This is a genomic window from Paenibacillus peoriae KCTC 3763, from assembly GCF_000236805.1.
Taxonomy (GTDB): Bacteria; Bacillota; Bacilli; order Paenibacillales; family Paenibacillaceae; genus Paenibacillus; species Paenibacillus peoriae.
Window position 1 is genome coordinate 381,559 of record NZ_AGFX01000012.1, and the last position, 12,511, is coordinate 394,069.

Sequence of the window (12,511 nt, forward strand, 5' to 3'; positions counted from 1 at the left end):
TCAATCCACGCACTCATATAGAGTGCGACGCGGCTCATTACAAATGTGAAGGAGATTAATACAATATTTCAATCCACGCACTCATATAGAGTGCGACCAACACGAATCAGGACTTAAGCAGCCTGACCGCAGAAATTTCAATCCACGCACTCATATAGAGTGCGACACAATTGATTTAGCTTTAGAACACCTTATCAAAAAAATTTCAATCCACGCACTCATATAGAGTGCGACGGAAATCAAAATGGGGCAGAGAATGAGTTCCAGTATTTCAATCCACGCACTCATATAGAGTGCGACTGATAGGTGAGGTAAAGCCGCCTGTACCGCTTACAATTTCAATCCACGCACTCATATAGAGTGCGACGGTAGATCCGGCTGCGCCTGATCCTGAAGCGGAATGATTTCAATCCACGCACTCATATAGAGTGCGACCAAGCACTTAAATATCCGTTCGCAGGGCTTTGGCCAATTTCAATCCACGCACTCATATAGAGTGCGACAACCAGTTCGTAATAAAAACTGGTGATACTTATATTATTTCAATCCACGCACTCATATAGAGTGCGACCTGGCTTGTGTCTGACCGTCTGCATCGTGTTTTATTTCAATCCACGCACTCATATAGAGTGCGACAGCGAAAATGTACCCAATTGATCCAAAAAAGGTATCAATTCGGTACAATTTCAAAATAAACAATACTGGAAAAGCCTGAATCTACGATTGACTTTTATAAATGAAATCAATTTTAATCCTTTTCGACAAATTTCGAGGTGCGAAGGACCCGGGGTTTTTATGTGAGCTTCACATTCGCACCTTAACCAAAATGTTACAAACAGGATACCATAAATCCTTTTTCCGTCATAGAGAATGCTTTAGCGCTAAAACAATAAAGATTCCGCACCATCAATTACAATTTGTGCGCCGGTAATGTGGCGCGAATAATCCGAAGCCAAGAAGGTCACCAAATCAGCTACCTGCTCAGGTTGACCGGGCCCATGAGCCAACGGCTGTCCACCTTCGGGAAACTGAACGGGGATGGTGATCTGCTTTAATCTTTCGGATTTCTCCGTTGTTTCATCAATATTGGTCGAAATGGCACCCGGATAGATGACATTGACACGAATACGGAATTTGGCCAGCTCCAGCGCAGCCATTTTAGCAAACCCGGTTTGACCTGCCTTCGAAGTGCTGTACGCGGACATCCCAAAGCTGGTAAAACGCTGATTCCCATTAATGGAGCTGGTAATGATAATGCTGCCGCCTCCGTTCTTTTTCAAATGCGGCACCGTATATTTCACCGTCAGGAAGGTACCATCCAGATTTGTAGACAACGTTTGCCGCCAATCCTCAATGCTCAAATCCTCAATCGGTCCAACCACTCCGTTAATCCCCGCATTGGCAAAAATAATATGCAGCCCCCCAAACAATTCAACAGCTTCCAGGACTGCTTTTTCCACACGAACCGGATCGGCAATGTCCACATCAAATGCCCGGGCCGAGCCTTCTCGTATAGCATTAATCTCTTTTTCTGTCTCTAAAATCCGCTCATTACTTACATCAAAAAGAGCGACATTCGCTCCTTCTCTGGCCATTTGAATAGCTGTTGCTTTACCAATTCCAGAACCGGCCCCCGTGATTAGAGCCGTTTTGCCTTCAAAGCGCGCGCTTCCTACAGATGTATAGCTCATATGTATCGCTCCTTTCAGTATCCTGTATAATCACAAGATTACCCAAAAGGGGATACTTTATAATCACCATTATTGTGCATTTTTCTTCTTGTATCTCGATTGCATCTCATATATATCTTAATTATCATTTTTTTGTATGTATCAAAAAAGGACGTTCTACAGCCATCGGTATGGATGCAAACGTCCTCACACATATTCATTTACCACTGCAATTCAATAAATGCAGCATCATCATCAAGTCCCCCGGTATGAGATGCATCCAGCAATACCTGTATCTGCTCATCTGGAACAAGCTCGCGAATGGGGTCCAAATCGGATAAACCGTCACTATATACCTGTAATCTCATCGGCATATCTGCGGGTATGCTTCTTTCGTACCAATGAGGCTTACCTCCGATCAGTCCACGGCTTGTGGACCAGCGCTCTGCTGTAGAGAAGGTATGATCAAACAGCTCGCTGATTTCCTCCGTACCGTTCCATAGTCGCAGGCGTGAATCTCCCTGCCAGGCAAGCCTGATGCGCCCACGGGCACCGCGCTTCGGCAGCTCGATTCGACCGCAAATATACATGGACTGGCTTCCCTGGCGACGTTTGTCCTCCAATACTGAACGCATCAAACCTGATTCATGACCCAAAGGTTGCCGATCCAGCTCCTCTGTAGCTGTACTAGCCAAACGTTCGAGATACATCCTCAATTGATCAGCAGACAGATCCCGCCCCTCTTCCAGCCAATCCAGCAAAGAAGAGCCCAGATAACGGGCGGCAAAATCTCCTCGATAGCTGAGGCCGACACCATCACACAAGACAAAGCAACAGACGGATTTATGAATGCGCACTGCGGCAAAATCCTGTCCGCTTTCCCCCATGCTGGCAGATTCGGCAGATCTTCCATAGCCATAACGACACATAAAACGACTATGATGAGAGGATACAGGCTGATCGCCCGTCTGAGAGCTTATATAAGCAAAATGCTGAGCCAGCCTTGCATGCATTCCTTTTCTTTTGCTCGCGGGGAGCAGGGACAGCAGTGGATTCATGCTTTTACCTCCTTACCGTACAGGCGTTGCGGCCGACATTTGAAAACCGATGGACACCAGTTCCGCACAGGTACCAGGCAACATCATAATCGCCCCTTCACCCAGCTGATAATCTGCCTCAAACAGCATTTCCCGATAGCTTTCAGGAAGTACAGAAGACATATTACGCAACTTCACAGCATGTTCATCCTGCAACGGCGTATTGTGCGTCAAACCTTTCCAGCGACGAGGGTCCTGAATAGGCGTCTCCAGCAGTCTGTCAGATAAAAATATATTTTCTACCAGTACATTGCCGTCTGGTACGCTCATGCTCATAATGCGCTTGGCAATCGGCTCCGGATCATCGCCTGTAGATACCCCATCTGTCATATGGCAAACCAGAGGAGCAGGGCAATCCTGCATCCCCGGCAGCTCTGCCTGTAAGATACGCTCGGCTTGCAAGAAAGCCTTTGCCGAATCTGAAAACCGTTTGGGTGTCAAATCGGGCAACGAACCAACGGCTGCGATTTCATCAATCCCTTTTACGCCATTCAACAGATCATACACGTCGTCACTGTAAGCCAAAATTGCAATCCGATAGCGTGCAGTCAGACGATTTCCTTTGGTTGAACGGAAAACCATCTGCCGGATCGCCAACGATATAGCCTCATACACAACGTCAATGCGCCGTCGCCCCTCCATCAGCATGTTCATCGACGCGCTGATGTCAATCAGGTAAATGATTAGGGCGGGGGTACGTTGTGATGCCTGTATTGTATAATTCATGGTTTGTACACGCTCCCCTCAGTTACCTTCTATCTCTATCTAATCAGCCTATCTATTATGAATATATCAAAAATTAAATTTTAGGCAGTCTAAAATTCGTGTCGCTTAAAAAGTTATAGATAGAAGAAGCCCGATATCCCACTTCGCCTACCGAACGATAATAGGATGGATCACTGTCATATAACGCTCTAAACTTATTGGCAAAGCTTTTGGCCTTTGTCGTGCTTCCCCCCTCCTGGGAGGCGTAGGCCTTATTATACAAAGTAATAAGCTGAAGAACGTTCTCCTTGTTACGCACATGCATCGACGCTTCTTGCTTTTGTTCCGCCTCAGCTGCCGCCTTACGCGCTGCCTCTTCCTGGGCTGCACGAGCTTCCTGGTCCTTTTTCCAGGCCAAATACTTTTCATACTTTGCCTGCTGATCATACGCTTGTTGCTTGGCCAGCTTGGCAACCGCCTGCTTCTCTTTTTCCTTTTGCGCAAGATATGCTTCATATTTGACCTGCTGATCTATTAGAGCCTGCTGTTTTTTCTGCTCTTCCTGCTGCTTTTGGGCAAGAGCCTGTTGCACGGTCTGTTGCTTGGCCAACTCCTCCGTCTCCTGACGCTGTTTTTCAGCCAACGCCTTTTGTGCGGCTTCCTGTTCAGCAGCCAGCTTGATTTGCGCTGCCTTCGCCGCTTCTTCCTGTTTAGCTGCCTCAATTTGTCGCTGATTGGACTGATCCGCAAGAATGTTAACCGCTGGAATTCCAGCCGCTAACAGAACGACCGCAGCAGCGGTTGATATGATAAACGTTTTCGAACGATACCAGGCTGGTGTTTTTTCAGGTTGCTCTGGTGTCTTGGGATTTAGTTGCTCCTCCAGCCCTGTAATAGCAGCCGATACCTCCACATGCAGAGGACTGCCGTCTTCCACAAAATGATACAACGACCGATATACCTCCAGCGCTGCAGCAAGTTTGTTTTGCTGCTCAAGCTCTCGGGCCTGTCGGAACAGCTTGTCCGTTACCCCTCGCTCCCCCTGCTCCTCAGCAGCCTGATTTAGCATTGCAGCCGGCTCAGCTTCGAGCGGTGCAACTAAAGAGGATGCAGCCTCAGCAGAAGAACTACCCACTGCTGCTGCTTGTGCTGCTACTGTCACCTCATGCTCCGTCGGCTGTGCTTCAACAGGAACTTCCTGTTCAGTAATTGCATTAAGTACAACCAGCCATTCGCCAAAGGTAGGACAACTACTTAAATCCTGACTGTCCCAGGCACGGCTGAACAACTCTACCACCTTGCTCCCCCACCTGGTTTCCAGCGACTTTCGCAAAATGAAATATCGCTCACAAGGTGTCTGCATTTCGTGCTGGTCAAAATAGCTTTCGCCCCATGCTTTATCTACAATTACACGGTCGGACCAGCCCAGCATTTCTCCAATAATAATGGCCCCTGCAAAACGATCTGCGTATGCGCTCCATAACCCACTGTGAACGGTACGGTGGGCGGCATATCCCGGTGAACCTGCCAATAGAGCGTCTGGCCGATCCATTTTGGTGCTATACATTTGCTCCACGTCCACCAATTCTACAGCTGACGTGCCTTCAGGCAGTTCCACTTCAGAAAAAAACGGAAGCATGACATTTGGCGCTGATAAATCACAGTGTGCCAGTCCTTTTTGCTCCATAGCTGAACCGATCCCTGCCAGCGCTCTGGCTAAAGCCAGACTATCGGAAGCCTCAAGCTGCTGCTGACCTGTGAGACAATCGAACCACGTCGTACCATGAATCCATGGCATCAGTACCGCATACAGCAAGTCAGGCTGCTCGGCGATCAGACTTCCGTTTCTTTCTGGAGTGAGCACATCACGCTTGCACACCTGCAAACCGGGAATATTCCCGTATGCTTCCATATGCTCAGATTGATAAACCATAGCCGGGATACGGAACTTTGGAAAAAACACTTTAAGGGCTTTAGCCTCATGTGGCGCTCCACTTTTGGCATTCAACTGATATACAATGCCTTGGCGCCCCGCTTGAGCATAAGCCAAACCGGGTGCAGCCGGATGTCGTCCAACCACATAAGCTGTGCCGTTTATGATCAATTCGTCCCCCGGATTCGGTTGAAAAGACATGAAACATCCCTCTCCTTACATCATTCAATATGCTAGTTTCCTCACTTTATTATAAGCATCCATGGATGGCAAGAAAACCGGGTGTCCTGAGATCGCCCGGTTTTCTTGAAATATAAGAAGGTATACGTTGGACGTTATCCTCTGTTCTTATATTTATCGCAGAAATGGATATCATCCTGGTAAAGAACAGCCAAGCCGTTTCTACTTGGAACCACCTATACTAAACCGTGAGGAATAGTTCACATATTGCTTCTTCATAGAGTGGTAAATTATAGAGTAATGCCTTACTGGCAGCTTACTTGGCTTGGTCAACCGTACGGAATTTGTTAGCGATAGCCGTCAGTTCTTGGCCGATGCTGTTCAAAGTCGTTACGAAAGCTTGCATTTGCTTGCTAGCTTCCTGAAACTCTTGGAAGAAGCGTTGCTTGGTCATACCTTCCCATTGACCTTCCATACCTGAGATGGACTGTGTCAGACTGGAAACGATTTGCTGACTTTGCTCACCGCTTTGTTTAAATTGATTGGCTACCTGATCAACCTGTTCTGGTGTAATTAAAATGCGTCCTGCCATTTTTTGGAGTCCTCCTTGATGGAAAAAATAATTTATTGTTTAACTGGTTCAAATTGTACTATGATTATTTATTTCCCTACAAAAGGCAAAGGTCCTAATTGCAATCCCACTTTTTAACTATAAAACAGCATCTAACAGCAGGATTATGACAAAAGGATACCTAATAAGTCCCAAAAAACCGGGAATTATGCTATTAATTCATATGAACCTCACTATCGAACAGGATCATCACGAAATTAGCTCTGCTAAGCGACAGGTTGATCTCTCGCTACAGACGGGTCCGTAAAATACCAATCCTGCGGACTGCTGGAGGTTGCCTGCTCCAGAATATCCTGATTCAGTGTTCCTGCATCTGAAGACGGTATTCCGGTAATGGCATGTACGACAGACTGCGGGTTTGAAATCAGATTGCTTCCTTCCGAAGTTTGCTCGGGCAAAATAGACGGATATTGCTGATTTGACCAATCGAGCATCGTGACGGGTCGTCCCAATGGTTGGTCGGCAAATGACAGAAACGTATGATAGTTGTGGTCAACAGCCTGAAACTCCTCTGCCTTTCGGTTCAGTTGTGCACCTGATGCATGGAGATAAGCATGAATCTGCTCCGACATTCGCTTGGCCTGCATCCAATGATTCAAGACCGTCTCACGTGCAGATACATCCCAATCCACTGATTGTAACGCCTGCTCCAAACCTGCTGTTAACTGTTGAATTTGCTCCGCCGCATGCTGTAGCTGCCCGCTAAGCCCCCGAAGCACATCCGGTTCAACTCGAATGCGCATATCCATCACCCTTCTTCTGTCTCTTCTTCAGTTACTGCCGACTGTCTCAGCCAATTTAATAATAAATCCACAAACTGATTCCTCGAAGTCATAGCTGCAATAAGCCAGTCTCCATTACCATTAGAGCTCATACGAAATATCCAGCTCATTGCAGAACACAGGACAAAAGCAGCCCGTTGCGATTCCCACTCCCTGCCGTTCCAAACCAGCAATTGCAGCTCTCCTTCGGCTACTCGTGAGCTGAGCGACTGGGCCAGCTTGGCAGCCCCCTCCGCATCGCCGCTAGCCTCGGTTAGCTTACTGCTGATTAGAGGCACACTCTCCCCTGCAGATTGCTTGTAAATTTCATTAAATACCTGCTTGGAGAACATAAGTGCAGGGGATTCAGGCAGGGGCCGATCTATCCAGCCCATTTTATCAATCAATGTTTCACAAGCCTTTTCCACATTGCCCAGATCATACAGGCGGTACTCATCAGGTTCATCAACGGATTTCACAAGCTCCACGACACGCTCATTCGTACAATGAAGGTAGCCTTCAAACCGCTTGCCTTCCCGTGCATAACGTATGCGGCAAGCCCGGTTAGATAATCCGGCAATAGCAACCCTTGAAAAAACAGTAGGGGGCATGGCCAAATCCTTGCCCTTATCTACCCGTTTTAGATACCCCTTTTCCAAAAGAGCGGTTTTTACCTTCTCCCACTCTTCTGCCAATTCCTCCGCCAGATAGCCCTTAAACGGATCTTCCACCCCAAGCAGTCTGTCAGAACCCAGCACGCCTGCCAGAAAAAACAGTTCCTTCGATTTGAGGGTTATTAACTTCTGCTTGGAAGCTTGAAACGTTAACATTATGAGCCACCTCCCTTCAAACTACAACATGCCATCGGTCACGAATTTTCGTTATCCAATCCTCACAGCTCACTTGCTCTGAGAAAGGAATTGCCGCTTTAATCCTGGTAAATTTGCGCCGTACGTAGTATCCCTGTCCAGGCGGCAGGACTTTTAGGCCACCAGCAGCGGCGTTCGCTTCCGAATAGGGGATACGAAAGAACGATAAATCATTCGAATCCAGTGTTCCAAAAAGCATACCGCTTTGACTTGCCTTGACATCATTGAACCAGTCTACCCCAAAGGTCGGGAAATCAGATGGCACACCCGATAGCACGACATGCACATTGCGATCACGTCCCAACCGTACAATGGCGGAGAGCTGATCCTTTATCATAAAATCGTTCAGCTGTTTGCTTAACATATCCGCATCGTCAATAACCAGCAGTAACTCGGGATCATTACCATCCTTGCTCCGCTGTTGGACAATATCATGTACTTGCTGTACCAGAGGACCAATTTCTTCCTCGCTTTCAGCCGCAGCCTTTACATGAGGAAGATGCCGCAACCTCGATAGTCCACCGCCTCCATAGCGGGTATCAAGCGTATAGACTTCCAACTGTCCCGGTGAGGTGTAATAAGCCAGCGACAGAATCCAGCTCATGAGAAAGGAAGTTTTTCCTCCCTCCATCGGACTGCCGACGATAAAATTAGGACCCTCTTTCAGATTCAGGAGGAAAGGCTCAAGATCGTCACTCTGTAGACCTACGGGCACCTCATAAGGGAGCGCACCGGAAGGCCCACTTGTCCGATCCCACTGCTGCAGCAGTTCCGCCAGCGGAATACGCTCAGGTAACGGGAGAATGGCTGGAGCGTGCGCTCCCTTCCATCCCTGCACAATGCTCGCGATATTGCGGCGCAGCTGTGCCGAACGTTCCGTCTCATCTCCTCCCGGTGAAGGCAATGCCGTCTGGAACTCGAGTGGTGGAATATACCCTTTAACCAGAGCACGGCCCGGAATTAAAGGTCCCGGCGTTTTCGCTGGTCGTCCTACCGCGTAATAATAATCACTTGGATCGGATAATTCAAAAGAAACAGCATTCGGAATGTTGCTGCGGAATTTCTCAAACACATCCGTAATCCGGTTCGCCGTGATGATGAACGTGATACCTAAACTGCCACCTTCACGTAAAAGTGATTCCAGCAGTTCATTTTCGTCTGGATAAGCATTGCGGAAATTAAGATAGCCATCAATAGCTACGACAATTTGCGGTACATCCTCGACCGCAGAACGGCGATACGAACTTATCGTTTTAACGCCAGCTTCGGAAATCATTTCCTTGCGTATTGCAACCAGCTTGAACAGATAACGGAACAACCGCTTGATCCGGTCGTCCTCCTCTGCCATCATAACAGAACCGATTTGCGGAAGTTCCGCAAAATCACGCATCGTCCGACCCATATCGATGATATAACCGTTCCAACGGTTCGCATCAAAGCGTTGAGCCGTTGACATCAGCAAAGTCTGCAAAAAGGTCGTTTTCCCCATGCCAGGCATGCCGTACACCGCCCAATGGCCATGATCCAGTGATGCATAAATCGGCTCCTGGCGCTGATTCGGCAGATCGTCGACCAGCCCGATGAGCGCCTTCAACTCCAGAGGAGATGATGCACTATCCGTTTGCGTGCATGGGGGCAAATGAGTTAAATCAAGCAATTCAGGCAGCGGCGGAAGCCACGGTCCCTGAAGCCGCTCAATCCCTGCTTTAGCAGCCTCATTTGCAATATAATCAATGAAGATTTGAAGCTGCTTTGGAGCCTCTTCTCCTTTTAAGCCTGAACTGGCGCGTTCACCGCCCGTCAGCAGCGCTTCTCGTTTCCCGTTCAGTCTCACTTCATGTACAGGCAGAGCGGAAGAAATATCACTGTTGCCTATATACGGCGCACCGCTCCAAGCAAACTGCATTTCCTCAAACACCTCATCACTGCCGACTTGGAAGTATCCACGTCCCGGCTTGGTAATCCACGCCGCATTCGGTATTTTCAGCATATCACGGCTATCGCCTTCGCTCTGCACCCGGAGACAGATACGGAATCTGGAGTTACTCCAAATTTTATCGTCTACAACACCGGCGGGCTTCTGGGTTGCCAAAATCAAATGGACACCCAAGGTCCGCCCAATCGCTGCAATACTGATTAGCTCGTCCATAAACTCGGGCTGATCCCGTTTTAGCTGTGCAAATTCATCAATAATAATAACCAGATGAGGCAGTGGCTGTTCGTGCCGCTGCCGAAGTAATCTGTAATATTCATCAATATGCTGCAAATTGCCTGCATCGTTTAGTATTTTCTGCCTTCGAACCAGCTCTGCCTTGAGAGATATTTTGGCACGTTCAATCAGGTTATTGTCCAAATTCGTAATCGTGCCCACAACATGCGGCAAGTTGACGAATGTATTGGACATGCCGCCGCCCTTGTAGTCGATCAGCATAAAAGCAAGATCATGCGGGTGAAACTCGGCAGCAAGCGAGGCTACGATAGACTGAATAACCTCACTCTTCCCTGAACCAGTCGTACCCGCAATCAGGCCGTGCGGACCATGTCCCTGGCGCTCTATTTTATCATGCAGATTGATCATGATCTTCTTGCCGCCTGCTCGCACACCCATCGGCACAGGTAAAGTATCCGGATGGCGGTTGCGCCGCCACCGTTCTGTTACGCTCAGCTCCTCCACATCCGCTACGCTCATCATATCAAAGAGAGGCAGTACCGACGGAATATCTGAAGCCGAGGAACGCTTCAAGCGAATAGGAGCCATATACCGCGCCAATGCATCTGCTTCCTCTTTGGACAAACGATCCGGCTTAAAGCTCTGCTGTTCAACCTCCGCCGATTCCGATTTGCGGGCATATACCCCCTGCTCCTTGGAAGCCTCCACGATCAGCTGACACTGCATCGGCAATGCTTCCTTACGAGAAGCCAGCACGATCGTGCATGCATCAATGGCTCGTCCGTCTTCCAGTAATAATGGAAGCAAAGGCTCTTCCTCAATCAGTTGGCTGTCGGATAAAACAATCACATAGCAAGGGATTTCCATTCCTTTTCCATGACGTTCGCTGCGATTGTTTTTACGGCGGTTCAACCTGGCGAACAGAAAATCAGCTAATTGATGGGCGCTGCTGCTGCGATCTGACATCATCCTTTGGGTTCTGTCATCATCCCACACATGCGGAAGCCAGCGCATCCAGACCCATTCATTTTCCTCACGCTCATCATAAAAGGATGCGATTTTCACTTCATCCGGCGAGTGACGCACAGCCACCTGCGCCAGAATCACTCTTAAGGCGGCAAGAGTATGCTCTCGCTCACCAACCAGTCCTACCACTTTGGATTGAAACAACGGTAATGCAATGGAAGCCGCATCCACCAGACGAAACTCTTCCTCCAGCTCATCCGCAGCCCCGAGCAGAGGGTCACGGTCGTAACCGTCCGGGCGCGGGATCTGCAATTTAATATGAAAGGGAACTTGTCCAGTCCCAATACGGACCTGCAAAAAATCCTCATCCTCCGGTGAGCGTTCCCAAAGAGAGCTGTTGCGATTTTTGACGATTTGAGCGCATATTTGCGGATCACCGTGAATTTCATATTGCGTGCGAATTTGTTCCTCGCGTTTCAGCTCAAGCTCTTCACGATGCTTCTGGAGCTGCTCCCGGTACATCCGGTCCCGCTCCTCCAGCTTGCGTTTGTATTCCTTCTTGTTACTTAAATAGACGAAAAAAGGAATCGTATAAGATGTAAGCATCATGACCACAGTAATCATCTGAAACATCAAATAGTTACTATTGCCCATCTTGCCCGTTTTGCTCATATATACATAAAAGCCTACAGTCACCAACGTCATCATTAACGGAATAAGTATAGATATAATAGAAAAAGACGGCTTGCTCGGCTCAGCCGGAGGCCGTAAAATCTCCAGCTTCTCCTCGCGGAGTGCCGGCCTTAATCTCGGGGAGCGCTGGTATAATACATTCAAGACAAAAGTCCCCCTTTTCGCTTACTATTTCATTTTACCAAGGTTTCATATAATTTCATGTGTGTATTTACCCATTTTTTTCGTTTTGAAAAAGCGAACGCCGTCCATATACAGGTGCTTCGTCCTGGGTAGTCGAAAAGGCACGCTGAATACGCACCGTACAGCCTTCCCGCAAACCTGCCCCTGTAAGCAACTGGTCGTCCTCCACTCTGAACCAAAGCCCCTCCGGAAACTTTGCTTCCATAATATATTGCATCCCCTCCGCCGGAGGCTCTCCAAAAATACGCACACCCAGCATCAGCTTCAAATGCTCCACCGAATATTCATCAGCCACCTCGATGTCAAACCACTCTGTTTCCTGTCGTCCTGAAAGCACGGTCAGGATCATCTGTCATCCCTCCCGATCCTTGATCAATACAGTAAAGTTCCCACAAAAAGCCTATTTTCGATAGAAATAGCTATCGTAACTGTAGCATTCACCCATTAGACTGTCAATTTGTTACAAAATACCCACTCTCAAAACAAATTAAAGACTTTAGTCGTATTTCTATAATTAAAAAGAGTCCTTGGAATCAAAAGATACGTATTTACCAGTATTTCATATTCTGATCTGCGTCATTTTGTCTATAAGCAAGTACTAAACTCGATTGTTACCCAAATTATTGTGAACAGTTTGTAAATTTCTCAGACCT

At 47.9% G+C, this 12,511-nt stretch carries 9 protein-coding genes and 1 CRISPR repeat array (1 of these 10 cut by a window edge); all 9 genes read right to left on the reverse strand.

Features of this window, described 5'->3' with window-relative positions:
- Positions 1-636: direct repeats of the CRISPR family, unit length 32 nt; unit sequence ATTTCAATCCACGCACTCATATAGAGTGCGAC; it begins 413 nt to the left of the window's first position.
- A gap of 245 nt (positions 637-881) precedes the next feature.
- The 9 genes from KQI_RS0108135 to KQI_RS0108175 all read right to left on the reverse strand — a co-directional run bounded on the left by KQI_RS0108135 (position 882) and on the right by KQI_RS0108175 (position 12,207).
- Entirely contained in the window at positions 882-1,691 is an 810-nt protein-coding gene (locus KQI_RS0108135; protein ID WP_010346278.1) for an SDR family oxidoreductase, read from the reverse strand.
- Positions 1,692-1,891: 200 nt separating this feature from the next.
- Positions 1,892-2,728, reverse strand: coding sequence for a hypothetical protein (locus tag KQI_RS0108140; RefSeq protein ID WP_010346279.1), 837 nt, complete (start codon positions 2,726-2,728; stop codon positions 1,892-1,894).
- A gap of 12 nt (positions 2,729-2,740) precedes the next feature.
- Positions 2,741-3,493: a vWA domain-containing protein gene (locus tag KQI_RS0108145; RefSeq protein ID WP_010346280.1), complete on the reverse strand. Its 753-nt coding sequence runs from the start codon at positions 3,491-3,493 to the stop codon at positions 2,741-2,743.
- A 73-nt stretch (positions 3,494-3,566) separates the two neighbouring features.
- Complete coding sequence (locus tag KQI_RS0108150) at positions 3,567-5,606, reverse strand: serine/threonine-protein kinase (protein ID WP_010346281.1); 2,040 nt, start codon at positions 5,604-5,606, stop codon at positions 3,567-3,569.
- Positions 5,607-5,901: 295 nt separating this feature from the next.
- Positions 5,902-6,177: a WXG100 family type VII secretion target gene (locus tag KQI_RS0108155; protein ID WP_010346282.1), complete on the reverse strand. Its 276-nt coding sequence runs from the start codon at positions 6,175-6,177 to the stop codon at positions 5,902-5,904.
- Positions 6,178-6,422: 245 nt separating this feature from the next.
- Positions 6,423-6,959, reverse strand: a complete 537-nt coding sequence (locus tag KQI_RS0108160; protein WP_029390078.1) for a WXG100 family type VII secretion target — start codon at positions 6,957-6,959, stop codon at positions 6,423-6,425.
- A gap of 5 nt (positions 6,960-6,964) precedes the next feature.
- A complete protein-coding gene (locus KQI_RS0108165; RefSeq protein WP_010346285.1) occupies positions 6,965-7,807 on the reverse strand; it encodes a hypothetical protein in 843 nt (280 codons plus the stop codon).
- Between the two features lie 16 nt (positions 7,808-7,823).
- Complete coding sequence (gene essC / locus KQI_RS0108170; RefSeq protein WP_010346286.1) at positions 7,824-11,819, reverse strand: type VII secretion protein EssC; 3,996 nt, start codon at positions 11,817-11,819, stop codon at positions 7,824-7,826.
- A 67-nt stretch (positions 11,820-11,886) separates the two neighbouring features.
- Positions 11,887-12,207, reverse strand: a complete 321-nt coding sequence (locus KQI_RS0108175; RefSeq protein WP_010346287.1) for a hypothetical protein — start codon at positions 12,205-12,207, stop codon at positions 11,887-11,889.
- Positions 12,208-12,511 lie beyond the last annotated feature (304 nt).